The following is a 26,313-nucleotide window of genomic DNA, read 5'->3' as shown; positions in this document are numbered from 1 at the left end:
AATGAACCGTTTGCTGATCAACAGCCTGTCCTGCATTGGCGACTATCGAGCGCAGCTTGGCGAAACACCTGTCTGGTGCGAACGCAGCGCTTCTCTGCTGTGGGTCGATATTCTGGCGGGAAAACTACTGCGCTACTGGCCGCAGGCACAACGCACGGAAATACGCGAAATGCCGGTTTTTACCAGCGCCGTGCTGTTGACAGACAAACCCGACATATTTGTAGCGGTTAGCCAAAGCGGGATCTGGCGCTACGACTACGACACCGAGACGAAAACGCTACTTTGCCCGTGGCCGGAAGCCGAAAACGAGATGCGTCCCAACGAAGCGGCGATCGCTCCGGACGGCGCGCTGTGGTTCAGCGTGATGGATCCCAAAGCAATAGCGATCTCTGGCGCCTGGTATCGGCTGGATGCCATGGGCGGAGTAGCGAAAAAGATGCTTGGTGCGCAACACGTACCCAACACGTTGCAATGGCATGACGGTTACATCTGGTTTGCCGATTCCCTTCGCAGTCAGATTCACTGTGCCACAGAAACTGTTGATGCCCTGAACATTCAGCAGACGTACACCGTCAGCGGCATTCCCGATGGCTCCGCGCTGACCACTGACGGCAAGCTTATCAACGCTCGCTGGGGCTCATCCCTGCTGGCTGTTACGGCACTTAGCAAAACCACCCTGATGCCGTTGTATGACCTGTCACTGCCAGTTTGTCAGCCCAGCAGCTGTACTTTTGGCGGCCCTGAACTTTCCGATCTTTTTATCACTTCCGCACGCGACGGCCTGCTCAATCCAGGCCGTTTCGACGGTGCCCTTATCAGCATAAAAACCCGCTACACAGGCACGCCTGCAAATCGCTTCAGGCTCTGACCGGGTAATAAGAAAGGTATCGTTATGACTACATCGTCTTCCCTCAACCGGCAGGCGCTAATCGTCTGCTTCCTGGCCGCCCTGGCAGGCTTGTTGTTCGGTCTGGATATGGGCGTTATCGCAGGCGCACTGCCGTTTCTCGCTCAAGAATTCCAGCTCAACAGCCACCAGCAGGAAATCGTGGTCAGCATTATGATGTTCGGCGCGGCATTGGGCGCGCTGGGCAGCGGCCCGATGTCTTCCGCGCTCGGGCGTCGTAAAAGCCTGTTGCTGGGCGCCCTGCTGTTTATCATCGGCTCCGTCGGCTGTGCGTTTTCCGCCAGTATGGAAGTGCTTGCCGTTTCCCGTTTTATTCTCGGTCTGGCGGTTGGCGTCGCCTCTTTCACTGCGCCGCTGTACCTGTCTGAAATCGCGGCAGAAAACATCCGCGGCAGCATGATTTCACTTTACCAACTGATGATCACCATCGGTATTCTGGCCGCGTTCATTTCTGACACGGTCTTGAGCAGCGGCGGGCACTGGCGCTGGATGCTCGGCGTGATTACCTTCCCGGCGATCGTTTTGTTTATTGGCGTGCTGACGCTGCCGGAAAGTCCGCGCTGGCTGGCGATGAAAGACAAGCACGCGCTGGCAGAAAAAGTGCTGTGCCTGCTGCGTAACAGTCAACGCGAGGCACGTGAAGAACTGGAGCAGATCCGCGAAAGCGTGAAGATGAAACAGCGCGGCTGGCAGCTGTTTCGTAACAACCGTCATTTCCGTCGCTCAACCGGTCTGGGGGTTCTGCTGCAGTTCATGCAACAGTTTACCGGCATGACCGTCATCATGTACTACGCCCCGAAGATATTTGAGATCGCCGGTTTCGCCACCGTGCGCGAGCAGATGTGGGGCACGGTGATCGCCGGGCTGACTAACGTGCTCGCCACTTTTATTGCCATTGGCCTGGTGGATCGCTGGGGCCGCAAGCCAATCCTGAAACTGGGCTACGCCGTGATGGCGGTATGCATGGGGATCCTCGGTTATATGTTCTACAGCGGGATTGGCGGCCTGACTGAGCAATACGCTGCCGTTGCCGTACTGCTGATCTTTATCACCGGTTTTGCGATGAGCGCTGGCCCGCTGATCTGGGTGCTGTGCTCGGAGATCCAACCGCTTGCCGGACGCGACTTCGGCGTCACCTGCTCCACCATGGCGAACTGGATCGCCAACATGATCATCGGTGCCACGTTCCTGACGCTTATCGACAGCATCGGTAGCCCAAACACCTTCTGGCTGTACGGTGTGCTTAACGTTATCTGTATCGGCCTTACGATTCTGTTTGTCCCTGAAACCAAAAATATTTCTCTGGAACACATCGAACGCAACCTGATGAGCGGCGCGGCGTTACGCGACATCGGGCAGCGCGATGCCTCTCAACCTGAAAACCGCCCGGCAGTTAACTAAGCGAGACCACAAAAATGAGAACGACTTCCGAAGATAGCGTTTACCGCAAAGTGACCCGCAGACTGATCCCGTTCTTGATCCTCTGCTACTTCTTTGCCTACCTGGATCGCGTCAACGTCGGGTTCGCCAAACTGCACATGCAGGATGCCCTGAACTTTAGCGATACGGTTTATGGACTTGGCGCAGGCATCTTCTTTATCGGCTACTTTCTGTTTGAGTTGCCGAGCAACCTGCTGATGCAGCGCTTTGGCCCGCGCTTCTGGATAGCCCGCATTATGGTCACCTGGGCGGTGCTGTCAGCCGGCATGATCTTCGTCAGCACGCCCACGCAATTCTACGTGCTGCGTTTTCTGCTCGGTGTAGCAGAAGCGGGGTTCTTCCCGGGGATCGTGTTCTATTTGACGCTGTGGTTCCCGTCATGGCGATCGGCCCGCACGCTGGGGCTGTTTATCCTGGTCACGCCGCTGTCGACTATCATTGGCAGCCCGCTTTCCGGCCTTATTTTAAAACTGTTTGAAGGCGTAGACGGCCTTCACAACTGGCAATGGTTGTTCCTGGTGGAAGCCATTCCCTCCTTCGTGCTGGCCTTCGTGGTGTTGCGCTATCTCGACAACGACGTGAAGTCCGCCAAATGGCTGAGCGACGCTGAAAAACAGATCATTCTCAGCGATTTGGCCCGCGACAATCACAACCGCGAACAGGCCCATGCTGGCCAGCCCAGCAGTACGCTTAGCGCCATGTTCCGCAACGGCTATGTGTGGCTGCTGGCGCTGATTTTCTTCAGCTTTAACATCGGCTACTACGGCATCAACTTCTGGCTGCCGTCGATCATCAAAAGCTCTGGCATCAGCGACGACCTGCAAATTGGTTTGCTCGCGGCTCTGCCGTACGTGTTTGGCGCGGCGTTCATGGTCTGGAACAGCCGCCACTCCGATCTCAGGCAGGAGCGCCGCTGGCATATCGCGATTCCGGCATTGATCGGCTGTGTGGGCCTGGCGCTCAGCGCTTATTGCAGCGGCTCGACCTTCTGGATGATGGCGTGGATCTGTCTTGCGATGTCCGGAACGCTGGCGCTTATACCAACCTATATCAGTCTGCCGGGCTCGATGCTTTCGGGCACGGCCGCCGCCGCGGGTATTGCGTTGGTGAACTCCGTCGGCAACCTTGCCGGATTCTTCGGTCCTACCGTCCTCGGCTGGCTGAAAGACACGACCGGCAGCACCGATGGCGGGTTGTACATTCTCGCCGGGTTCCTGCTGTTAGTCGTACCGCTAATTCTATTGCTGCCTGCACGGCTGGCTAACCCAACCCGTCAACCGCGTCCTGTTTCTCCCCACGAGCCACTCGACGCTTCCCAACACACCAATTAATCATGATGAAAGAGAGTGCTATGAAGAGTGATTGTGGAGGATGTGCCCACTGCGGCACGCATTTCAGCCCCATCCTCGAGGGTGATGACGGCGCGTTAAAACGCGCCCTGTATAAATCCATGGGCCACACGGACGAGCAGCTGCGCCGCCCGGTCATTGCGGTGGTCAATAGCTACACCAATGCGACCGCCGGACACGCCAACCTCAACGAACTGACGGCAAACGTCCTGAAAGGCATTGATGAAGCGGGCGGCATAGGGATGGTTTTCGGCACCATTGCCCCCTGTGATGGCATTGCTGAAGGGCATCTGGGGATGCGCTATATTCTCGCGGCCCGTGAAGTGATCGCCATGTCGATTGAGAGCATGATGCGCGCTCACCGCTTTGACGGCATGGTGCTGCTTGGCTCCTGTGACAAAATCGTTCCGGCCATGCTGATGGCGGCAGCACGCCTGGATATTCCGGCCATCATGGTCAACGGCGGTCCGATGTACCCGGCAGAGTACAAAGGTAAACACTGGGACGGCAATATTGTCACTGAAGCCATTGGCTGGAAAACGCGAGGTGAAATAACCGAAGCGGAATTCGCCCACATCGAAAATATCGCTGAACCAGGCCCGGGTTCCTGCACCATGTACGGCACCGCCAACACCATGTGCTGTATCGCCGAAGTGCTGGGCATGAGTCTGCCGGGCAGCAGCACGCTGCCTGCCGTTTCACAGGAGCGTCGAATTTGCGCCGTTGAAACCGGGAAGCAGGCCGTGACGCTGGTGCGCGAAGGCATTAATGCTCGCCAGATTATTACGCCAGAATCCATTCATAACGCGATGGTCTATCTGCTGGCGACCGGCGGCTCCACCAACGCCATTCTCCATCTTCAGGCCATTCACTACGAAGCGGAATTGGGGCACCTGCCTCTCTCCGCTTTTGACAAGCTTAGCCATCAGGTGCCGCTGGTCGCGTCGCTCTACCCGGCGTCTGAACACGACATGATCGACTTCTGGGAAGCCGGTGGCGTTCGCGCCGTGGAGCATGAAATTGCGACGCTGATGAATCGTGATGCGCTGACCGTCACTGGAAAAACCAAAGCTGAACTGTTGGCTGAAGGACACAAAACCTCCCGCCCGGAAGTGATTCGTTCGCTGGCAATCCCGGTGCGCAGTGAAGCGGGCGTAGCCGTTTTGCATGGCAACCTTTCACCACTGGGTTGCGTAGTGAAACCCGCCGCCGTCCCTGAAAATCTGATGACCTTCCGCGGTCCGGCAGTGGTGTTCAACAGCGAACAGGAATCGGTCGAGGCCATTATGTCAGGTGCTATTCAGCCAGGTAGCGTACTGGTATTACGCTACGAAGGGCCTAAAGGCGGACCGGGCATGCCGGAAATGTACAAACCGATGAAGTGCCTCGAAGGCATGGGGCTTTCCGACAGCTGCGCGCTGATCACCGATGGCCGCTTTTCCGGTTCTAATCGGGGATTATTTGTCGGCCATATTTCTCCGGAAGCCACTGAAGGCGGTGCGCTGGGTCTGGTGGAGGACGGCGATGGCATCTCCATCGATATTCCGACACGACAGCTCACTCTGCACGTGGATGACGCCACGCTCGCACAGCGACGTGAGAACTGGAAGCCGGTGTATAAAGAAGTGCCGCGCGGCTTTTTGCGCCTTTATCGCCGCTGGGCGCTGCCCGCTGCACAGGGCGCAGTGCTTGCGGACAGGGAGGACATGGAATGAAGAAGCATTTTACCGCCGCCGGGATTGTCGGCATAAATCCCATCGTGGCAATGCCATTTTCGCCACAGGGTGACATCGACGAATGCAGTTTCGTGCGCCTGCTCGAACACCTCGCCACCAGTGGTGCAAACGGCGCTACGCTGTTTGGTATCGCCAGCGAATTTCCTAAGCTTGATGATGGCGAGCGGGACCGTCTGGCGCAGCTCATGGTCAGCACGCTGGCGGGCAGCCCGCTGTATCGCGCGTTTTCCGTCACCGACCACAGCACGGAAATCGCCATTAAGCGGGCGAAGCGCTATCAGGCGCTGGGCGCCGATGCGCTGATGCTGCTACCACCGTTCTTTTTATCACCCAGCCCACAGGCCGTTCAGGAACATATTTTTGCGGTGCTGGAAGCCGTTGATATTCCGGTGATGGTGCAATACGCGCCAGGCGAAACCGGGCTGCCCATTACGCCGGAACAACTCGCCGCCATTGCGGAACGTTACCCACATGCGGTGTTTAAAATCGAGTGCAACCCGCCCGTAGAGTACACCCGAGAATTCCTGCGCCATGCGCCGCAGGCCAGCGTTCTGAACGGCTACGCGGGATTGTATATGTTGCAAATGCTGGAAGCCGGTGGCAAAGGCGTGATGCCGGGCTGTTCGTTTACCGAAGTGTATGTGCAGATTTATCGCCACTGGCAGAACGGTGAAATAAAGCAGGCCCACGCGCTCCATCAGCGGCTGCTGCCGTTTATTCAGCGCTGGATGAGCCATTGCGAGTACATCATTCAGGCGGAAAAAACGCTGCTGATGCAGCGCGGGATTATTGCCAGCGACTACTGTCGCCGACCGGGCTGGACGCTGGACGCCGCCGATCGGCAGGCGATTACACAGCTGATCCATGATTTTAACTTAGCGTAAGGGATAAACATGACCACACAACATACGCCCCGGGTCGTGCTGGTAACGGGCACCAGCCAGGGTATCGGTGAAGCCATCGCCCGCACCTTTTTAAAAAATGGCGACATCGTCATTGGCTGCGCTTTTTCGTCACTGGAGAAAGCCGCCAACGCCCGTCAGATGCTGGAAGAATATGACGGACGCTACCACTACTTTTCAGTCGACGTTACGCAAACCGCTGATATCAAACGGTTCGTCGACGATGCAGAGAAACAGTATGGGCGCATTGATATCGTGGTATCCAACGCCGGGAAAAACGTCTTTAAAGGCATCGATTGCGACGAAAGCGACTGGTCGCATAATCTGGATTTGAATCTGCGCTCGCACTGGTATCTGGCGAAATGCGCCCGTCCTGCGCTGCAAAAGAGCCGCGGCGTGATTCTGGTGATCACCTCCAATCACGCGTTTTCCACGATGCCAGGCTGTGCACCGTACAACATCACCAAGCGCGCGCTGCTGTCGCTGGTGCAAAGTCTGACCATCGAATGGGGACCGGCGATCCGCACCGTCGGCATCGCGCCGGGCTTTATTGATACGGCAGGAAATCAGGCGTGGTTTGATGCGCATCCGGATGCGCGGATCGCCCGTGAGAAAACGGTGAAAAAGCATCCGGTTGGACGCATCGGCAAGCCGGAAGAAGTCGGTGAACTGTGTCTGTTTTTAAGCAGTGAAAAGGCCGGATTTATTGCAGGCACGACCATCGTGATGGACGGTGGGCGCAGCGCTATCATGCAGGATGAAGACGACGAATAGTCAAATGGGGAGCTTTCGCTCCCCATTTTTTAATCCACTTGTTGGATATCGAGCCGCAGCTCTTTCGGCACTTCGAAAACAATGTTCTCTTCACGCCCTTCCAGCGGGATAGCATCGCCGCCGCCCAGCTCCTGCAAACGCGCGATGACGTTTTGCACCAGAATATCCGGCGCTGACGCGCCAGCGGTGACGCCCACGCATTGTGCCTCTTTCACCCAGGCTTCCTGGATATCGGTCGCGTCGTCAATCAAAAACGCGGCTTTCCCCATCCGCTGCGCCAGTTCGGCCAGACGGTTGGAGTTAGACGAATTCTTTGACCCCACCACCAGCACGACATCCGCCTGCTCAGCCAGCGCACGCACCGCTTCCTGACGGTTTGTGGTGGCATAACAAATGTCATCTTTACGCGGTCCGACGATTTTCGGAAAGCGTTGACGCAGCGCGTCAATCACGTCTGACGTATCGTCCACGGAGAGCGTAGTCTGGGTCATAAAGGAGAGCTTGCCTTCGTTTTTCACATTAAGCGAAAAAACATCTTCCGGCGACTCAACCAGGTACATGCCCCCTTCCGGGTTGCTGTACTGTCCCATCGTACCTTCGACTTCCGGATGCCCGGCGTGACCAATCAGGATCGACTCTTCACCGCGACGACTGGCGCGCGCCACTTCCATATGCACTTTGGTCACCAGCGGACAGGTGGCGTCAAAGACGGTGAGATCGCGGCCTTTTGCTTCGTTGCGCACCGCCTGAGAAACACCGTGAGCGGAGAAGATCAGGATCGCGCCGTCCGGCACTTCGCTGATCTGTTCGATGAAAATCGCCCCGCGCTCGCGCAGGCTGTCGACCACGTAACGGTTATGCACCACTTCGTGACGAACATAAATCGGCGCGCCATAAATGGCCAGCGCGTTTTCAACAATGCTGATAGCGCGGTCTACACCGGCGCAAAAGCCGCGCGGGTTGGCCAACAGGATCTGCATTTTACGCCTCCAGTGCCGGATCGACTTCCAGCACTTCAATATCAAAATGAACGGTATGCCCGGCCAGCGGATGGTTGAAATCAACGGTGATGGAGTCACCATTGATTTCACGGATCACACCAGGCATCTCACTGCCGTCCATTGCGGTAAAAAGCATAATAGCCCCGATTTCAGGTTCGCCTGCGTCCATAAATTCGCGACGCGAGAAGTACTGAATCAGGTCTGGCGTCGTGATGCCAAACGCGGCATCCGGCTCCAGGGAAAAGGTGGTTTTATCGCCGTCTTTCAGTCCGAGAAGATGTTGCTCCAGTCCTTCAGACAGAGAACCATCCCCCAGGCGGAAAAGCGCGGGCTTGCCGTTATTACGGGTTGACTCTGCGGTGGAGCCATCGTCGAGTTTTAAGGTGAAGTGCACCAGCACCGCACTGTTACTCTGTACTGATTTAGACATGCAGATTGCTCACTTGTTGTGACTCACCGGTTTGCCCGATGGCGCTTGCGCTTATCGGGCCTACACAAGGTTCGCGCTATGTTGTAGGCCGGATAAGGCGCTTGCGCCGCCAGCCGGCAATTTTTATGCGGCTTTTTTCTCTCTGGAGGGCAAAAAACCTTCCAGCACAATCAACGCCGCACCGACACAAATCGCCGTATCGGCCAGGTTGAAGGTGGCAAAATGCCAGTCCCCGACGTAGAAATCGATCATGTCGACAACGAAGCCATGCCACAGGCGGTCGAACAGGTTCCCCAGCGCACCGCCAATGATTAACGCATACGCGATGTTATTCAGCTTCTGCGTCGCTCTGGAGCGGTACATCATCACCGCCAGAATGACACAGATACCGATCGCAATACCGGCAAAGAACCAGCGCTGCCAGCCGCCGCTATCGGCGAGGAAGCTAAACGCCGCACCATAGTTACGCGCATAATGCAGATTAAGCGACGGGAACAGCGACACCGTATCCCCCAGAGCAAAATTCTGGAGGATCAGGTACTTGCTGCCCAAATCGATAATCAGCACGACTACTACCAGCCACAGCCAGCGTAGCCCTGTTGAACAAAGAGGCTTACTCATCAGGCAAACTTACGTTTTTCGCCGTCACCGGCGATGTTGCTGACACAGCGACCGCAGATTTCTGCGTGTTCCGCTACCTTGCCGACATCCGTCGTGTAATGCCAGCAACGCGGGCATTTATCACCTTCGGCTTTGCTCAGGGCGATCTTCAGCCCTTTGAGCACTTCGCTCTGCTGTGCGTCAGCAGAAGCCCCGGCATAGTCAGCGACTTTCGCCCCGGAGGTCAACAGGACAAATCGTAATTCATCGCCCAGCGCGGTCAGTTTAGCAGCCAGTTCAGGTTCCGCGTACAGGGTCACTGCCGCTTCCAGAGAACCGCCCACTTTCTTATCCGCACGCGCTTGTTCGATAACTTTGTTCACTTCGCCACGCACTTTCAGCAGCTCGTCCCAGAAGTCATCGTTCATCGCTTCGCTGTCCGCCAGACCGAACAGACCTTCGTACCACTCGCCGGTGAAGACATACTTCTCACGGGAGCCCGGCAGGTAGCCCCAGATTTCATCCGCGGTGAAGGACATGATCGGTGCCATCCAGCGTACCAGCGCTTCCGCGATATGATACAGCGCGCTCTGGCAGCTGCGACGCGCCCGGCTTTCCGCTTTCGCGGTGTACTGGCGGTCTTTGATGATGTCGAGATAGAACGACCCCATTTCCACCGAGCAGAAGCGCATCAGGCGCTGCACCACTTCGTGGAAATCATAGGATTCGTATGCTTTCAGGATATCTTCCTGTGCCGCTTTCGCGCAGCCGACCGCCCATCTGTCCAGTACCACCATCTCTTCCGGTTTCACCATGTCTTTAACCGGATCAAACCCGTTCAGGTTCGCCAGCAGGAAGCGCGCGGTGTTACGGATACGACGATAGCTGTCGGCAGCACGTTTGAGGATCTCATCTGAAACGGCCATTTCACCGGTGTAGTCGGTTGATGCCACCCACAGACGCAGAATGTCGGCGCCCAGTTTGTTCATCACATCCTGCGGCGAAACGGTGTTACCGATGGATTTGGACATTTTGCGGCCCTGACCATCAACGGTAAAGCCGTGCGTCAGTACCTGGCGATACGGCGCTTTGCCTTTCATCGCGGTGGAGATCATCAGAGAAGACATGAACCAGCCACGGTGCTGGTCGGAGCCTTCCAGATACATATCCGCGGCATGACCGGCGAATTCCGGACGCACGTCCACGACGGAGGCGTGAGTTGATCCGGAGTCAAACCAGACGTCCAGCGTATCCGGCACTTTCACGTACCGATCGGCTTCATCACCCAGAATCTCTTTCGGATCGAGATCCCACCAGGCCTGAATACCGTCAACTTCAACGCGTTTCGCCACTTCTTCCATCAGTTCGATGGCGCGCGGATGCAGCTCTTCAGTGTCTTTGTGAACGAACAGAGACATCGGTACACCCCAGGTACGCTGACGAGAGATACACCAGTCAGGGCGGTTCGCAACCATCGATTCGATACGTGCCTGACCCCAGTCCGGGATCCACTGCACGCCTTTGATCTCTTTCAGAGACTGCTCACGCAGACCTTTCTGATCCATGCTGACGAACCACTGTGGGGTCGCACGGAAGATAATCGGCGATTTGTGACGCCAGCAGCACGGATAGCTGTGCTGCATTTTCTCAACGTGCAGCAGCGCGCCTTTTTCACGCAACAGCTCAACGATAAGATCGTTGGCTTTAAAGACGTTCACACCGTCCAGCGTCGGCCAGGTGCCCGGCAGATACGCGCCGTCCGGCCCCACAGGGTTAGCGACTTCCAGACCGTATTTCTGGCCGATGACATAGTCATCCGGACCATGACCCGGCGCGGTATGTACGGCACCGGTACCGGCATCCAGCGTCACGTGATCGCCGAGGATCGCCGGCACGTCGAAGCCCATAAACGGATGCGTAAAGCGCAGCAGCTCAAGCTCCGCCCCTTTTACGGCTGCGAGAATGGTGTAGTCCGTCGCGCCAATGCGTTGCATCACGCTTTCAACCAGATCTTTCGCCAGGATCACCGCCTGACCGTCGATCTGTACCAGCGCATAGTCAAAGTCAGGCGCAATGGAGATCGCGCGGTTTGCCGGCAGCGTCCACGGCGTGGTGGTCCAGATTACCAGCGAGATTGGGCCATTGACGTTCGTCACGCCAAATTTCGCCTTCACCGCATCCTGATCCGCAGCAACAAAAGCCACGTCGATGGACGGAGAGGTTTTGTCGTAATATTCCACTTCCGCTTCTGCCAGCGCAGAACGGCAGTCTACGCACCAGTGCACAGGCTTCGCGCCTTTATGCAGGTGACCATTGCCAATGATTTTGCCCAGCGCGCGGATGATGTTGGCTTCCGTTTTGAAGTCCATCGTCAGATACGGATGGGACCAGTCGCCAAGCACGCCCAGACGGATAAAGTCTTTACGCTGACCGTCAACCTGGGTTGCGGCATATTCACGGCACTTCGCGCGGAACTCCGCTGCGGTAAATTTTTCGCCCGGCTTACCGAATTCCTGCTCCACTTTCAGCTCGATCGGTAGACCGTGGCAGTCCCAACCCGGAACGTAAGGCGAGTCATATCCCGCGAGTCCTTTGGACTTCACGATAATGTCTTTCAGAATCTTGTTAACCGAGTGACCAATATGAATGCTGCCATTCGCATAAGGAGGGCCATCATGCAGAATGAAGGTTTTTTTGCCTTTTTTGGCCGCACGAATGATGCCGTACAGGTCATCATCAGTCCAACGCGCCAGCATTCCCGGTTCGCGCTTGGCGAGATCGCCGCGCATCGGGAACCCTGTTTCCGGCAAATTCAGGGTTGATTTAAAGTCACTCATCAGATTCTCGGTTCCGTATTGATTACCCAGGCATTTAAGCCGGTTTTGTTAGCCCAAAAAAATCACGGGCAGTTAATTCATCTCGCGCAATCTGCGCTTTGAGTTCATCCAGCGAGGCAAATCGCTGTTCATTGCGTATTTTTTTACGCAGCACAACATCTATATGGCGACCATAGAGGTCCATTGCAACATCCAGCAGATGCACTTCCAGTTGCTGGCGCACGCCCGAAACCGTCGGACGGGTCCCGATGTTCGCCACGCCGGGCAATGGCTTTTCGCCAAGCCCCATCACTTCTACCGCATAAACCCCTTTTACCGGGGAAACCTGACGACGCAGCGGTAAATTTGCCGTCGGGAAACCAATGGTGCGTCCGAGTTCATCACCGTGCACTACGCGACCAGAGATGGTAAACGGATGGCCCAGCAGGCTTTCGGCGAGGGCCAGGTTGTCTTCTGCCAGCGCCTGACGCACGGCGGTGCTGCTGATACGAACACCACCTTCGCAGAAAGTTTGGGTGCTGGTGATATCAAAACCATATTCCACGCCGGCCTTCTGTAATAACAAGAAATCGCCTTCACGACCAGCGCCAAAGCGGAAATCATCCCCCACCGCGAGAAATTGCACGCCAAGACGATTCACCAACAATTCGCTGATAAAGGACTGCGCCGTGAGGGCAGCGAAACGGCGATCGAATCGCACGCACAGCACGTAGTCGACGCCGCATTGCGCGAGATAACGCAATTTTTCACGCAGGCGGGTCAGCCGTGCAGGGGCTTTGTCTGTCGCAAACAGTTCGAGCGGCTGCGGTTCAAAAATCATCACCATCACCGGTAAGCCACGCCTGCGCCCTTCTTCCTGCAAACCATGCAGCAGCGCACGATGACCACGATGCACGCCGTCGAAATTACCAATAGTCAGCACACACCCGTGCGGGGCCTGACTGAGATTATGTATGCCGCGTATCAGCTTCATGTCTGGCTCAAAACAGTGAAAATCGCCAAAGTATACCTTGTACGGCGGTCAAGGTTAACCGGCGATTGATGTGGCGAAACAGAAAGCAGATGGATTTCATTACCCTGAGGCAAATACCGACCACAAACTGACAAAGCAATTCAATTTTTATCGCTGAAAAGCTGTATTCACAGCCAGCAAGCTGGTAGAATCCTGCGCCATCAATACGTAACGTAGCGTCGCTAGATTAACGGCGCTTATTTGCACAAATCCATTGACAAAAGAAGGCTAAAAGGGCATATTCCTCGGCCTTTGAATTGTCCATATAGAACACATTTGGGAGTTGGACCTTGGCTAATATCAAATCAGCTAAGAAGCGCGCCGTTCAGTCTGAAAAGGCTCGTAAGCACAACGCAAGCCGTCGCTCTATGATGCGTACTTTCATCAAGAAAGTATACGCAGCTATCGAAGCTGGCGACAAAGCTACTGCACTGAAAGCATTTAACGAAATGCAACCAATCGTGGACCGTCAGGCTGCTAAAGGTCTGATCCACAAAAACAAAGCTGCACGTCATAAAGCTAACCTGACTGCACAGATCAACAAACTGGCTTAATCGCCTGTTGATTGTTGCTTTGTGAAGAAACCCGCGCAAGCGGGTTTTTTTATGTCTGGACTATTTGTTCTGGGGCGTGAATAACGCCGAATAGTTCGTATTGCAGATGCGCTGTACCGCCGGATGCTGAATCATCCTCTCGGCAAAGATGGCATGATATTCCTCCATCACATTTTCCACGCGACCAATTTCTACCACCGAATCGTCCGCGTAAAAATCATGCGCATAGAGCGTTGGAGCCACGAAAATCGCATTATGCGTCGCGCCAAAGGCTTTCATCAATGCGGCGTCGTCAAACTCCCCCAGAATCTCAATCTTCAGCCCCTGGGAATTAATCCAGTTCAGCAACTTGCGTCCTAGCATCGAACGCCGCCCGGGGATCAGCAAACGTCGCTCTTCCAGACAAGCCGGGAAGGTTTTTTCCGGTAACGGATGAGTACACCAGAAGCTGACGCTACATTCGCCAATCTTCACCGAAAACAGCCCTTCCTGCTGCGTAGAATCAATCGGGCAGTCCGAGATAATCATATCCAGCTTATGCTGACTGAGTTGCTCCAGCAGCATCTCATGGGTCGATTCAAAACAGCGCAGGTGGATCTGTTCACCTTCAACGACAGCCGCATCCAGTACGTTGCTGACCAGTCGTTTCGACAGCGCATCCGCCACGCCCACGTCAAACAGCAGATTGGACTCTTTGCGGTAGTTCACGATATCCAGCATCTCCTGGCTTAGGGTAAACATTTTATCCGCATAGCGAAAAACCAGTTCGCCGAGTTCACTGGGCTCCAGACCGCGCCCCTTACGCTTGAAGAGTTTACCCTGCAGGCGCTCCTCAAGCGCTTTAATCTGCCCGGTGATGGTTTGCGGCGTTAAATAAAGCGCCTCCGCCGCACCGACCACGGAGCCCTCTTTATAGACGTGCCAGAAGTAATAGAGATGGTTGTAATTAATGTGGGACATACACTCTCTCTGATAAATATCACAATAAGGGAAGCCGGAAAAAGCTTCCCTGCTAAACTCGCCCCGATCAGACTGACGGGCGTAAACGTGCGCGCAGCAAGCTGTAGCCAATCACCGCCGACAGCAAGGAGCCAATCAGGATCCCCAGCTTCGCCCAGTTAATCAGCTCCGGATCCACGCTGCCAAAGGCCAGGCTGGCGATAAAGATCGACATCGTAAAGCCAATGCCGCACAGGATGCCGACCGCCATGATTTGCGGGAACGAGGTTCCCTCCGGCAGTTGCGCCAGCTTCAGACGCAGCGCCAACCAACAGAACAGGCTGATACCCAGCGGCTTACCCACCAGCAGGCCCGCAATGATGCCCAGCGGCAGGATGGAGGTCAGCCCGTCCATCGTCACGCCCTGCAAAGAAACGCCCGCATTGGCGAAGGCAAACAGCGGCAGGATCAGATAGGCCACCCACGGATGCAGAACATGCTCCAGACGCTTCGCCGGAGAACGCCCGTACTTCTCTTTCAGCGGAATGAAGAAGCCGACGATCACACCCGCCAGCGTTGCATGAACGCCGGATTTCAGTACGGCGGTCCACAACACCACCCCAACGAGGATGTACACCCCCGTACGCCGGACGCCGCACAAATTAAGGAGCGTCAGAATCGCAATCGCAAATGCCGCCACACCCAATGACACCATCGACAGATCGTGGGTGTAGAAGACGGCGATAATAATGATCGCGCCCAGGTCATCGATAATCGCCAGCGCCATCAGGAAAATTTTCAACGCCAGCGGCACCCGACTGCCGAGCAGGGCCAGCACGCCCAGGGCAAAAGCGATATCCGTGGCGGCCGGGATCGCCCAGCCTTCGCGGGTGATCGGATCGGCATAGTTGAATGCCAGATACAGCAGCGCCGGGACAATCATTCCGCCAATAGCGGCAATCACCGGGAAAGCCGCCTGACGCAGACTCGCCAGAGAGCCCTGCATCAGCTCGCGCTTGACCTCAAGGCCAATCAGCAGGAAAAACACCGCCATCAGGGCGTCGTTGATCCACAGCAGCATGTTTTTATTGATTTCAAGCGCGCCAACGCGCAGTTGGACAGGCGTCTCGAGAAAGGCGCGATACCATCCACTGGTCACACCCATATTGGCCATCAGCATGGCCAGCACAGCGGCGATGATAAGAATGATGCCCCCAGAGGCATCACTGCTAAAGAAACGATGCAGATGTTTCACTTTTTATTCTCTCTATAGGGTGAATACTTCGTAATTACTATCATACTCCGCATGAATAATCGTTAAAATTAGATTATTCATGGCAAAACATTCGATTTTACCGAGTTATAGAGACATAAAAAAAGCCTGAGATCTCGCAATCCCAGGCTTTTGGCCGATACGGCAGACGTGATTAGCGGGTCAAATCATCAAAGAACTTTTTCACGCCGTCAAAGAAGCTCTTGGAGCGCGGGCTGTTCTTTTCACCGGTTGGGCCACCAAAGCTTTCCTGCAGATCTTTCAGCAGTTGCTTCTGTTTCTCGTTCAGACCAACCGGCGTTTCGACCACGACGCGGCACAGCAAATCGCCCTGCGCACCGCCGCGAACCGACTTCACGCCTTTGCCACGCATGCGGAACAGTTTTCCGGTCTGCGTTTCGCTGGGTACTTTCAGCTTCACGCGGCCATCCAGCGTCGGAACTTCAATTTCGCCGCCGAGTGCTGCCATCGCAAAGTTAATAGGTACTTCACAGTACAGGTTGTTGCCTTCACGTTCGAAGATTGGGTGCTGTTTCACCTGAACCTGAACGTACAGATCCCCTGCCGGTGCGCCGTGCTCACCAGCTTCACCTTCGCCAGAGAGACGAATGCGATCACCGGTATCCACGCCTGCCGGGATTTTAACCGACAGCGTTTTGCTCTTCTCGACGCGACCATGACCGTGACACTTGTTGCACGGATCTTTGATCAGCGTACCGCGCCCCTGACAGTGCGGACAGGTTTGCTGAACCGCGAAGAACCCCTGACGCATCTGCACCTGACCGGAACCATGACAGGTCGGACAGGTCTGCGGCTGAGTCCCCGCTTTCGCGCCACTGCCGTGGCAAACATCACACTCTTCCAGCGTCGGAATGCGGATCTCTTTGGTCACGCCACGTACGGCTTCTTCCAGGGTGAGATCCATGTTGTAACGTAAATCGGCCCCACGCGCAGCACGTTGACGACCCCGACCACCGCCAAAGATATCGCCAAAAACGTCACCAAAGATATCGCTGAAGTCAGCGCCGCCGCCAAAACCGCCGCCGCCGCCCATCCCGCCTTGCTCAAACGCGGCATGACCGTACTGGTCATAGGCAGCGCGTTTCTGCGAGTCGGTGAGGACTTCATACGCTTCTTTGATCTCTTTAAACTTGGCTTCGGCCTCTTTATCACCCTGGTTACGGTCCGGGTGAAATTTCATGGCCAGGCGCTTGTAGGCCTTTTTGATTTCACGCTCTTCCGCTGATTTGGAAACGCCTAAAATCTCGTAATAGTCTTGCTTAGCCATCTCTTTTTTCTGCCCTTAACATGCGTGCACGGGCGGAGAGGAAACCTCTTCGCCCGTGCCAGTAATTACCCGTTCAAAGGGCGATTATTTTTTGTCTTTCACTTCTTCAAACTCAGCGTCGACAACATCATCATCTTTCGCGTTGTTTGCGGAAGCGTCAGCGGAGCCCGCCTGCTGTTGCGCATGCTGCTGCTGAGCGATTTCCATCAGTTTCTGGGAAACCTGCGCCAGCTCCTGCATCTTCGCTTCGATGGCCGCTTTGTCTTCGCCTTTCAGCGCCGTTTCCAGTGCGGTCAGCGCAGCCTCAATGGCCGTTTTGTCGTCAGCCGGTAACTGCTCGCCTGCTTCTTCAACCTGCTTACGCGTGCTGTGCAGCAGATGGTCGCCCTGGTTGCGGGTCTGAACCAGCTCTTCAAACTTACGGTCAGACTCAGCATTCGCTTCGGCTTCGCGAACCATTTTCTGAATTTCTTCTTCATTCAGGCCAGAAGACGCCTTGATGGTGATCTTCTGCTCTTTACCGCTGTTTTTATCTTTCGCGGAAACGTGCAGGATACCGTCAGCATCGATATCGAAGGTCACTTCGATCTGCGGCATGCCGCGCGGTGCCGGGTTGATCCCATCCAGGTTGAACTGACCCAGAGATTTGTTATCAGACGCACGTTTACGTTCACCCTGCAGCACATGGATGGTAACCGCAGACTGGTTGTCTTCCGCGGTAGAGAACACCTGGCTGTGCTTGGTCGGGATAGTGGTGTTTTTGTTGATCAGCGCAGTCATCACACCGCCCATGGTTTCGATACCCAGAGACAACGGGGTAACGTCCAGCAGCAGTACGTCTTTCACATCACCGGTCAATACACCACCCTGGACAGCAGCACCAATTGCCACGGCTTCGTCCGGGTTCACGTCTTTACGCGGTTCTTTACCAAAGAACTCAGCCACTTTCTTCTGCACCATTGGCATACGCGTCTGACCACCAACGAGGATAACGTCGTTGATATCAGATACGGACAGGCCAGCGTCCTGCAGAGCGACTTTCAGCGGCTCGATGGAACGGTTCACCAGATCTTCGACCAGGCTTTCCAGTTTCGCGCGAGTCACTTTGATGTTCATGTGTTTCGGACCGGTGGCATCTGCAGTGATGTACGGCAGGTTCACGTCGGTCTGCTGTGCAGAAGAAAGCTCAATTTTCGCTTTTTCTGCCGCTTCTTTCAGGCGCTGCATTGCCAGCGGGTCGTTACGCAGGTCAATGCCCTGATCTTTCTTAAACTCTTCAACCAGATAGTTGATCATACGGCTGTCGAAGTCTTCACCACCCAGGTGGGTATCACCGTTAGTTGCCAGAACTTCGAAGGTTTTTTCGCCATCAACTTCGTCGATTTCGATAATAGAGATATCGAACGTACCACCACCGAGGTCATAAACCGCGATAGTACGGTTACCAACTTCTTTATCCAGACCATACGCCAGTGCAGCGGCAGTCGGTTCGTTGATGATACGTTTCACTTCCAGACCTGCGATACGGCCGGCGTCTTTGGTTGCCTGACGCTGAGCATCGTTAAAGTAAGCAGGTACGGTGATAACCGCTTCAGTTACCGGTTCACCCAGGTAATCTTCAGCCGTTTTCTTCATTTTCTTCAGCACTTCAGCCGAAATTTGCGGCGGTGCCATTTTCTGACCTTTCACATCCAGCCATGCGTCGCCGTTGTCGGCGCCGATGATTTTGTACGGCATGATGGAAACATCACGTTGAACTTCTTCGTCCTGGAAGCGGCGGCCAATCAGGCGTTTAATCGCAAACAGGGTGTTTTGCGGGTTTGTCACTGCCTGACGTTTAGCCGGCTGACCAACCAGAGTTTCACCATCCTGGGTATAAGCAATGATAGAAGGCGTGGTGCGATCGCCCTCGGCGTTCTCCAGCACGCGTGCAGTGGTGCCATCCATAATCGCTACACAAGAGTTGGTAGTACCCAGGTCGATACCAATAATTTTACCCATCTAAACGTCTCCACTAAAAATTCGGTCAACATGTGGTTGTGAGTCTGTAATAAGGGCGAAACGTGCGGTTTCAACTACCTTGATTCGTTTTTTTTCAGACTCACCACTGCGGTTGACTACTAAGTGGGGTCGCAACCCACTTCATCAAGGGGGGAATGAAAAAAAAATATTTATTCCCGCAGTCATAAAGAGTCATTAAAACCGGGACAGGTGGCCGACGACAGCATTTCCATGGGCTAAAACATTCACTGAAACCATAAAAACAAAGCAACAATTCACGGAAAAATTGTAATAAAAAGAAAAGATTACGTCCATGAATCAGCACAAGGAGAGGGGTAAGATAAAGAACATTTTGCTGACCTTCTAAAAGAGAAAGACCATGAAATCTGTTCTGACGATCTCCGCCAGCTTGCTTGTGGGCGTTTTGTTCACCACAAGCGCTCAGGCTAACGATCACAAAGTATTGGGGGTCATTGCAATGCCCCGTAATGAAACCAACGATCTGGCGCTGAAAATTCCCGTCTGCCGCCCGGTCAAACGAATTCAGTTAACTACCGATCACGGCGACGTTCAGCTCAGCGGCGCCTCCGTCTATTTCAAAGCATCACGCAGCGCCAACCAGAGCCTGAATGTTCCGCACTTGATTAAAGAAGGGCAGACCACTGCGTGGATAAACATCAATAGCGATAACGACAACAAACGCTGCGTATCAAAAATCACCTTCTCTGGCCACACGGTGAACTCTTCTGATATGGCAACGTTGAAAATTATCGGCGACGACTAAGCCGCTGCTTTTCAGGAATAATGATAAAAGTTGGGCCTAAGATGAATGTCACTTATTTAAATGACGAGGATTTAGATTTTCTTCAACATTGTAGCGAAGAGCAACTGGCCGAATTTACCCGCCTGCTGACGCATAATGAAAAGGGGAAAACCCGTCTGTCGAGCGTGTTAAACCACAGCGAACGATTTAAAGCGATGGAAGGACACCCGGAGCAGCACCGCCAGAACTGGCAACTGATCGCCGGCGAATTTCAGCATTTCGGCGGCGACAGCATCGTCAATAAGCTACGGGGGCACGGAAAACGGTATCGTACCATTTTGCTTGATGTCTCCGGTCGGTTGTCGCTCAAGGCGGATAAAGAGATGTCCACTTTCGACATCGAGCAACAGCTACTAGAGCATTTTCTACGCAACACCTGGAAAAAAATGGACGTGGAGCAGCGGCAAACGTTCCTGCAAGCCGTCAATGCAAAAGTCTCTGAGCTGGAGGAGTTACTGCCGCTCCTCCTGAAAGATCATCAATTAGCAAAAGGGGTTTCACACCTCCTTTCTGGTCAGCTCACCCGTATTCTGCGCACCCATGCCGCGATGAGCGTACTGGGTCACGGTTTGCTTCGCGGCGCAGGTCTCGGCGGCCCGGTGGGTGCAGCGCTAAACGGCGTGAAAGCGGTAAGCGGCAGCGCCTATCGCGTCACGATCCCGGCAGTACTGCAAATCGCCTGTTTGCGCCGGATGATCAACGCGACAAGAGCGTGATGTCGGTCACAGGGGAAAATAATTCATTTTCCCCTCCTCAGATCATAGACAGCCCCTTCTCCCCTGATTATTATGCCGCGCCCCGAACGGTGTCATGTTTTAACGGGGATAACTATTTCACCATTCAATTAATGATGATTTTGAGGATTTATGGGCAACACTAAGTTGGCTAACCCGGCACCGCTGGGCCTGATGGGCTTCGGCATGACCACCATTCTGCTTAACCTGCATAACGCGGGTTTCTTCGCCCTTGACGGTATTATTCTCGCGATGGGAATTTTCTACGGCGGTATTGCGCAAATTTTTGCCGGCCTGCTGGAATACAAAAAAGGGAATACCTTCGGTTTGACCGCATTCACCTCTTACGGCTCGTTCTGGCTGACGCTGGTTGCGATCCTGCTGATGCCGAAAATGGGTCTGACAGAAGCGCCTAATGCGCAGTTCCTCGGTGCCTACCTGGGCCTGTGGGGCGTATTCACTCTGTTTATGTTCTTCGGCACGCTGACTGGCGCACGTGCGCTTCAGTTCGTATTCCTGAGCCTGACCGTTCTGTTCGCCCTGCTGGCCGTGGGTAACATTGCGGGTAACGAAGCGGTGATCCACTTTGCCGGCTGGGTTGGCTTAGTGTGTGGTGCCAGCGCGATTTATCTGGCGATGGGTGAAGTGCTGAACGAACAGTTCGGCCGTACCATTCTGCCGATTGGTGATGCGCACTAATCATCAGTATCCCCCCGTTAAGGGGGGATTATTATTACGGCTGTTGTAGCTCAGCCTGCATTTGCGTATCGCGATAATACATATCCTGTCGCAGCCAAACACCCAGTCCCAATCCCACCAGCGACAACGCCAGCACATACCAGGCCGGTGCCATCGGCGAGACGCTCATTAGCAGTGTCACGACAATCGGCGTCAGTCCACCGAAAATGGCGTAAGAAACATTGTAGGAAAATGAAATGCCGGTAAAGCGGACTTCCGCAGGAAACGCGCGCACCATCACGTATGGCACCGCGCCCACCACACCCACGCACAATCCCACCAGTCCATAGAGCAGGAATAAGTGCTGCGAGTGTGTGCCCGACAGGTGATAGAACAACCCGCTCGAACAGGCTAACAATATGCTGCCAACAATAAAGGTTTTGCTGGCACCAACACGGTCGACGATAAAGCCCGCTAACAGACAACCCAGGCAAAGCATAATGGTCGCCACGCTGTTTGCCTGCAACGTCAGGGCCGGTGACAGGCCGTACTGCTTTTGCAGCCAGACCGGCGACATTAAAATCACCACCACAATCCCTGCAGAAAGCAGCCAGGTCAGAAGCATGGAGATCACCACCGCCTTCTGGTGATTCACCACCACCGACTTCACCGGCAGTTCCTGAGCCAACGTCTTGCGCTGTTGCATCTCCAGAAAGATAGGCGTTTCCTGTAACCAGCGGCGTAAATACATCGCCACCAGCCCAAAAATGCCCCCCAGCAGGAACGGAATTCGCCAGCCATAGTCATGTACGGCCTGCTGCGTCAGGTGCGTGTTAATCTGCGTCGCCACCACTGAGCCTAACAGGATCCCCACCGTCAAACCTGCCGTCAGCGTGCCGCAAGCCATCCCAATTCGACGTTCAGGGACGTGCTCGGCGACGAACACCCATGCACCCGGCACTTCGCCGCCAATCGCAGCGCCCTGCAGAATGCGCATCAACAGCAGCAACAAGGGCGCGGCAATCCCAACAGCGGCATAGGTCGGCAACAACCCCATCGCCAGCGTCGGCACGGCCATCAGCAGAATGCTCAAGGTGAACATCTTTTTGCGCCCGACCAAATCGCCAAAATGCGCCATGATAATGCCGCCTAACGGACGCGCCAGATACCCGGCAGCGAAGATGCCAAAGGTTTGTACCTGACGAAGCCATTCGGGAATATCAGCGGGGAAAAACAACTCCCCCACCACGGCTGCGAAAAAGACGAAGATAATGAAGTCGTAAAATTCAAGCGCACCGCCAAGAGCGGCCAGCGTCAGCGTTTTGTAATCCTGGCGATTCAGGGGGCGTGTATGTTGTGACATAGTGAACCATAAGTCTGTGGAGCGTTGGATGTTATGAACGACACATGTAAAGTAAAACTTACTATACCGTAAACAAATCAACACTCCACTTTCACCATCACTTATCTTACGAAAAGACTAACTTCAGGCATTTGTATCGCGCCTGGCACTTTTCGGGCGAAAAGATGCTACGATTTCCAGCGCAGTCTCCACATACGGCCCGTCAAGGAGCTGTATACAATACGGTACACTTGCAAAGATACCCGCCACGACGACCTTACCTTCTGCATCCTTCACCCCTTCCAGGGTCTCTTTGATGGATTTCGGCTGACCCGGTAAGTTGAGGATTAACGCCTGCTTGCGAATCACCCCGACCTGACGTGACAAAATCGCCGTCGGTACAAAGTGCAGGCTAATCTGGCGCATCTGTTCGCCAAAGCCAGGCATCTGGCGATCGGCAACCGCGAGGGTAGCATCCGGCGTGACATCACGACGTGCAGGACCGGTGCCCCCGGTGGTCAGCACCAGATGACAACTCATCTCGTCTACCAGCTCACACAGCGTTTGTTCGATGATAACCTGTTCGTCAGGAATCAAGCGCGTCAGCACCTCGAAAGGCGTGGTCAGCGCCGTCGATAGCCACTCTTCCAGTGCCGGAATGCCTTTATCCTGATAGACACCGCTGGAGGCGCGGTCAGAAATGGAAACTAAGCCAATACGTAAGGTGTTCATGATTATTCCGTTTAAACAGTCTCGTTAAACAGAATGATACACTGCGAAGGGAAGGACAGACAGGGTTCAGAAGAGGTAGCGTGACCGGTGTACCGACCACGCTACATAAGGCAAAGATGATTACAGCAGATCGCCGATCATTTTCTCCAGTTTTTCCTGGTCGACAGCAAACTTACGGATACCGTCCGCCAGTTTATCTACCGCCATCGGATCCTGGTTGTGCTGCCACAGGAACTCAGACTCGGTGATACGTTCCGGACGCGCTTTTACTTCGCCAGAGAAGGACAGTTTACGCTCGATAGCCCCTTCGCTTTCCGCCAGCTCTTTCAGCAGTGCCGGTGCGATGGTCAGGCGGTCGCAGCCAGCCAGCTCAAGGATTTCGCCGATGTTACGGAAGCTTGCGCCCATCACAACCGTCTCGTAGCCGTGCTGTTTGTAGTATTCGTAGATCTCCGTAACGGAAACCACGCCCGGATCTTCAGCCGGGGCATACTCTTTCTTGTCAGTATTGGATTTATACCAGTCAAGAATACGACCCACGAACGGGGAGATCAGGAACACGCCAGCTTCGGCGCAGGCGCGCGCCTGCGCGAAGGAGAACAGCAGCGTCAGGTTACAGTTGATGCCTTCTTTTTCCAGCTGCTCTGCAGCGCGGATGCCCTGCCAGGTTGAAGCCAGTTTAATCAGAATGCGATCGTTGCTGATGCCTGCATCGTTGTACAGTTTGATGATGCGTTTCGCTTTGGCAATAGACGCGTCAGTGTCATAGGACAGGCGAGCATCCACTTCAGTGGAGATACGGCCCGGGACCAGTTTCAGGATCTCCAGACCGATGTTCACTGCCAGTTTGTCGGTTGCGTCAACAATCTGCTGCGCGCGGTCGCTACTCTGCTGCTTAGCCCAGGCAACAGCGTCATCGATCAGCTTACGGTATTCCGGGATCTGCGCTGCGTTAAGAATGAGAGAAGGGTTGGTTGTGGCATCCTGCGGCTGATACAGCTTCATTGCCGCGATGTCTCCGGTGTCGGCCACCACGGTGGTGAACTGACGAAGGGAGGTCAATTTGTCCGTCATGATAGTGTTTCTCTTTAAACAGCTTGTTAGGGGGATGTAACCGGTCTGCCCTGATGATAACACGACGTTGTGACAGCGCAACCGCAGACAATGCGCTTATCCCCTTGAGGGCACCTGCGGACAATTTCTGATCCGGCATTGATGTAGCGCGCCATTCAGGCACTCAACCTCATGTACACTACGCGGTCGCTATCAATTGCCTGGCGGTGTCTACACAAAAGCGTTCAGGTTGCCTCGAGACGGCAAACGATAAAATCCCAGGAACAGAGAAAACGATGTGACTGAGGTTTTAGCGTGCAGCCAACAAAGAGGCAGCCTGAAGGATGAAGTGTATATATACTATTCAACAATTGGTAACGCTTACACAGGGTTGTTACAGCGTACCGGCAGCAACAAGAGGGATGTTAATGCCTGATTTTTTCGCGTTTATTAATGATGTGCTCTGGGGGTCAGTGATGATCTACCTGCTCTTTGGGGCAGGGTGTTGGTTTACCTGGCGCACAGGCTTCGTACAATTTCGCTATATCCGCCAGGTTGGCAAAAGTCTGAGAAACAGCATTAACCCACAGCCGGGAGGGTTAACCTCGTTTCAGTCACTCTGTACCAGCCTTGCCGCCCGTATCGGTAGCGGCAACATGGCGGGCGTGGCGCTGGCCATTACCGCAGGCGGGCCTGGCGCAGTGTTCTGGATGTGGGTCGCCGCCATCATTGGTATGGCAACCTCATTTGCCGAATGCGCCCTCGCACAGCTCTACAAAGAGCGCGATCGCCACGGTCAGTTTCGCGGTGGCCCCGCCTGGTATATGGCGCGTGGGTTAGGCATGCGCTGGATGGGCGTGTTATTCGCCATATTTTTGCTGATCGCCTACGGACTGGTGTTCAACAGCGTACAGGCCAATTCCGTATCCCGCGCCCTCAAATTCGCGTTTGATTTCCCGCCGATCGCCACCGGTATTGTCATGGCGATTGCCGCCCTGTTGGTCATCGTTCGGGGGATCAGGGGCGTGGCACGGATGATGCAGTGGTTCGTCCCTGTGATGGCGCTGATGTGGGTGGTCACCAGCCTGGTGGTTTGTCTGATCAATATCGGCCAGTTGCCTGACATCATCATTTCTATCATCAAAAGCGCGTTTGGCTGGCAAGAAGCCGCGGGCGGCGTGGCGGGATATACGCTGAGCCAGGCGATCACCAGCGGTTTTCAACGCAGTATGTTTTCCAATGAAGCCGGGATGGGCTCAACGCCTAACGCCGCTGCCGCCGCATCATCCTGGCCGCCGCACCCTGCAGCGCAGGGGATTGTGCAGATGATCGGTATTTTTATCGATACGCTGGTCGTCTGTAGTGCAACGGCAATGCTGGTTTTACTGGCTGGCAACGGCACGACCTATGCGTCGATGGAAGGGATCCAACTGGTGCAGAAAGCAATGAACGCGCTGGTCGGTGATTGGGGGGCGGCGTTCGTCGCGGTTATCGTGATTCTTTTTGCCTTCAGCTCCATTGTGGTCAACTACATCTATGCGGAAAACAACCTGTACTTTCTGAACCTGGACAACAAACGCACCATCTGGATTTTACGTATTGTCACCTGCCTGACGGTGGTGGCCGGAACGTTGCTCAGCTTCCCGCTGCTATGGCAGTTGGCAGATGTCATCATGGCCTGCATGGCGATCACTAACCTGACGGCAATATTGCTGCTCTCTCCGGTGGTGCATACTCTGGCCAGCGACTACTTACGCCAGCGAAAACTGGGGGTTCGTCCGGTCTTTGATCCGCTGCGCTACCCGGATATTGAACAGCAACTGGCGCCAGATGCCTGGGACGACATACCGCGAGACTAATCGCAACTATCGATCAACTCAGTCGTGTTTTTTGCTACAGTCGCAGTAA

The 26,313-nt window shown here is 54.7% G+C and carries 24 protein-coding genes; 11 read left to right on the top strand and 13 right to left on the bottom strand.

The genetic code is table 11. The features are described from left to right. Position 1 precedes the first annotated feature (1 nt). From ACERJC_RS17770 to ACERJC_RS17745, 6 genes are read left to right on the top strand one after another with little or no spacing between them, the layout of a single operon-like run. Complete coding sequence (locus ACERJC_RS17770; RefSeq protein ID WP_373672174.1) at positions 2–868, top strand: SMP-30/gluconolactonase/LRE family protein; 867 nt, start codon at positions 2–4, stop codon at positions 866–868. Between the two features lie 24 nt (positions 869–892). Continuing rightward, entirely contained in the window at positions 893–2,308 is a 1,416-nt protein-coding gene (locus ACERJC_RS17765) for a sugar porter family MFS transporter (protein WP_373672173.1), read from the top strand. Positions 2,309–2,322: 14 nt separating this feature from the next. Then, positions 2,323–3,678 carry an MFS transporter gene (locus ACERJC_RS17760; protein WP_373672172.1) on the top strand — a complete coding sequence of 452 codons (1,356 nt, stop codon included), beginning with the start codon at positions 2,323–2,325 and terminating at the stop codon, positions 3,676–3,678. Between the two features lie 20 nt (positions 3,679–3,698). Then, positions 3,699–5,411, top strand: coding sequence for a dihydroxy-acid dehydratase (ilvD, locus tag ACERJC_RS17755; protein ID WP_373672171.1), 1,713 nt, complete (start codon positions 3,699–3,701; stop codon positions 5,409–5,411). Further along, the gene (locus ACERJC_RS17750) at positions 5,408–6,316 is read left to right on the top strand and encodes a dihydrodipicolinate synthase family protein (RefSeq protein ID WP_371896446.1); all 909 of its coding nucleotides are present in this window, start codon (positions 5,408–5,410) and stop codon (positions 6,314–6,316) included. The genes ilvD and ACERJC_RS17750 overlap by 4 nt, the downstream gene beginning before the upstream one ends. Before the next feature lie 9 nt (positions 6,317–6,325). Further along, positions 6,326–7,108, top strand: a complete 783-nt coding sequence (locus ACERJC_RS17745; protein ID WP_286631532.1) for an SDR family NAD(P)-dependent oxidoreductase — start codon at positions 6,326–6,328, stop codon at positions 7,106–7,108. Positions 7,109–7,137: 29 nt separating this feature from the next. Here ACERJC_RS17745 and ispH read toward each other — a convergent pair whose 3' ends face one another. The 6 genes from ispH to ACERJC_RS17715 all read right to left on the bottom strand — a co-directional run bounded on the left by ispH (position 7,138) and on the right by ACERJC_RS17715 (position 13,154). Further along, positions 7,138–8,088: a 4-hydroxy-3-methylbut-2-enyl diphosphate reductase gene (gene ispH, locus ACERJC_RS17740; RefSeq protein WP_178825938.1), complete on the bottom strand. Its 951-nt coding sequence runs from the start codon at positions 8,086–8,088 to the stop codon at positions 7,138–7,140. Between the two features lies 1 nt (position 8,089). Continuing rightward, the gene (gene fkpB / locus ACERJC_RS17735) at positions 8,090–8,539 is read right to left on the bottom strand and encodes an FKBP-type peptidyl-prolyl cis-trans isomerase (protein ID WP_042998001.1); all 450 of its coding nucleotides are present in this window, start codon (positions 8,537–8,539) and stop codon (positions 8,090–8,092) included. 123 nt (positions 8,540–8,662) lie between these two features. Further along, complete coding sequence (gene lspA / locus ACERJC_RS17730) at positions 8,663–9,160, bottom strand: signal peptidase II (RefSeq protein WP_042323985.1); 498 nt, start codon at positions 9,158–9,160, stop codon at positions 8,663–8,665. After that, the gene (ileS, locus tag ACERJC_RS17725) at positions 9,160–11,976 is read right to left on the bottom strand and encodes an isoleucine--tRNA ligase (RefSeq protein ID WP_373672170.1); all 2,817 of its coding nucleotides are present in this window, start codon (positions 11,974–11,976) and stop codon (positions 9,160–9,162) included. The genes lspA and ileS overlap by 1 nt, the downstream gene beginning before the upstream one ends. A 34-nt stretch (positions 11,977–12,010) precedes the next feature. Then, positions 12,011–12,949, bottom strand: coding sequence for a bifunctional riboflavin kinase/FAD synthetase (ribF, locus tag ACERJC_RS17720; RefSeq protein WP_152405933.1), 939 nt, complete (start codon positions 12,947–12,949; stop codon positions 12,011–12,013). A gap of 7 nt (positions 12,950–12,956) precedes the next feature. Then, a complete protein-coding gene (locus tag ACERJC_RS17715; protein WP_052746862.1) occupies positions 12,957–13,154 on the bottom strand; it encodes a DUF2575 family protein in 198 nt (65 codons plus the stop codon). 124 nt (positions 13,155–13,278) lie between these two features. Between ACERJC_RS17715 and rpsT the strand changes: the two genes are divergently transcribed. Then, a complete protein-coding gene (gene rpsT / locus ACERJC_RS17710) occupies positions 13,279–13,542 on the top strand; it encodes a 30S ribosomal protein S20 (RefSeq protein WP_003018940.1) in 264 nt (87 codons plus the stop codon). Positions 13,543–13,602: 60 nt separating this feature from the next. On the opposite strand, the gene nhaR is transcribed toward rpsT, so the two are convergent. From nhaR to dnaK, 4 genes are all read right to left on the bottom strand, one after another. Continuing rightward, complete coding sequence (gene nhaR / locus ACERJC_RS17705; RefSeq protein WP_373672169.1) at positions 13,603–14,502, bottom strand: transcriptional activator NhaR; 900 nt, start codon at positions 14,500–14,502, stop codon at positions 13,603–13,605. A gap of 67 nt (positions 14,503–14,569) precedes the next feature. Then, on the bottom strand, positions 14,570–15,736 hold the full coding sequence (nhaA, locus tag ACERJC_RS17700; protein ID WP_373672168.1) for a Na+/H+ antiporter NhaA: 1,167 nt from the start codon (positions 15,734–15,736) through the stop codon (positions 14,570–14,572). Between the two features lie 172 nt (positions 15,737–15,908). After that, entirely contained in the window at positions 15,909–17,042 is a 1,134-nt protein-coding gene (gene dnaJ / locus ACERJC_RS17695; RefSeq protein WP_061076371.1) for a molecular chaperone DnaJ, read from the bottom strand. An 84-nt stretch (positions 17,043–17,126) separates the two neighbouring features. Then, the gene (dnaK, locus tag ACERJC_RS17690) at positions 17,127–19,043 is read right to left on the bottom strand and encodes a molecular chaperone DnaK (RefSeq protein WP_373672167.1); all 1,917 of its coding nucleotides are present in this window, start codon (positions 19,041–19,043) and stop codon (positions 17,127–17,129) included. A gap of 379 nt (positions 19,044–19,422) precedes the next feature. On the opposite strand from dnaK, the gene ACERJC_RS17685 reads away from it, so the two are divergent. The 3 genes from ACERJC_RS17685 to satP all read left to right on the top strand — a co-directional run bounded on the left by ACERJC_RS17685 (position 19,423) and on the right by satP (position 21,299). Beyond that, positions 19,423–19,827 carry a DUF2541 family protein gene (locus ACERJC_RS17685; protein WP_178826715.1) on the top strand — a complete coding sequence of 135 codons (405 nt, stop codon included), beginning with the start codon at positions 19,423–19,425 and terminating at the stop codon, positions 19,825–19,827. A 41-nt stretch (positions 19,828–19,868) separates the two neighbouring features. Next, positions 19,869–20,582, top strand: a complete 714-nt coding sequence (msyB, locus tag ACERJC_RS17680) for an acidic protein MsyB (protein ID WP_152405937.1) — start codon at positions 19,869–19,871, stop codon at positions 20,580–20,582. Between the two features lie 150 nt (positions 20,583–20,732). After that, positions 20,733–21,299 carry an acetate uptake transporter gene (satP, locus tag ACERJC_RS17675; protein WP_152405938.1) on the top strand — a complete coding sequence of 189 codons (567 nt, stop codon included), beginning with the start codon at positions 20,733–20,735 and terminating at the stop codon, positions 21,297–21,299. Positions 21,300–21,333: 34 nt separating this feature from the next. On the opposite strand, the gene ACERJC_RS17670 is transcribed toward satP, so the two are convergent. From ACERJC_RS17670 to tal, 3 genes are all read right to left on the bottom strand, one after another. Beyond that, complete coding sequence (locus tag ACERJC_RS17670) at positions 21,334–22,641, bottom strand: MFS transporter (RefSeq protein ID WP_373672166.1); 1,308 nt, start codon at positions 22,639–22,641, stop codon at positions 21,334–21,336. A gap of 123 nt (positions 22,642–22,764) precedes the next feature. Next, a complete protein-coding gene (gene mog / locus ACERJC_RS17665) occupies positions 22,765–23,352 on the bottom strand; it encodes a molybdopterin adenylyltransferase (protein ID WP_178826709.1) in 588 nt (195 codons plus the stop codon). 120 nt (positions 23,353–23,472) lie between these two features. Beyond that, a complete protein-coding gene (gene tal, locus ACERJC_RS17660; RefSeq protein ID WP_152405941.1) occupies positions 23,473–24,426 on the bottom strand; it encodes a transaldolase in 954 nt (317 codons plus the stop codon). A 407-nt stretch (positions 24,427–24,833) separates the two neighbouring features. Between tal and ACERJC_RS17655 the strand changes: the two genes are divergently transcribed. Continuing rightward, positions 24,834–26,264, top strand: coding sequence for an alanine/glycine:cation symporter family protein (locus tag ACERJC_RS17655; protein ID WP_373672165.1), 1,431 nt, complete (start codon positions 24,834–24,836; stop codon positions 26,262–26,264). The last annotated feature ends 49 nt before the right edge of the window (positions 26,265–26,313 follow it).

Source organism: Citrobacter telavivensis (assembly GCF_041807075.1).
Taxonomy (GTDB): domain Bacteria; phylum Pseudomonadota; class Gammaproteobacteria; order Enterobacterales; family Enterobacteriaceae; genus Citrobacter_A; species Citrobacter_A telavivensis.
Note: the sequence above shows the minus strand (reverse complement) of the source record. Positions and strands in the feature narration are given on the sequence as shown.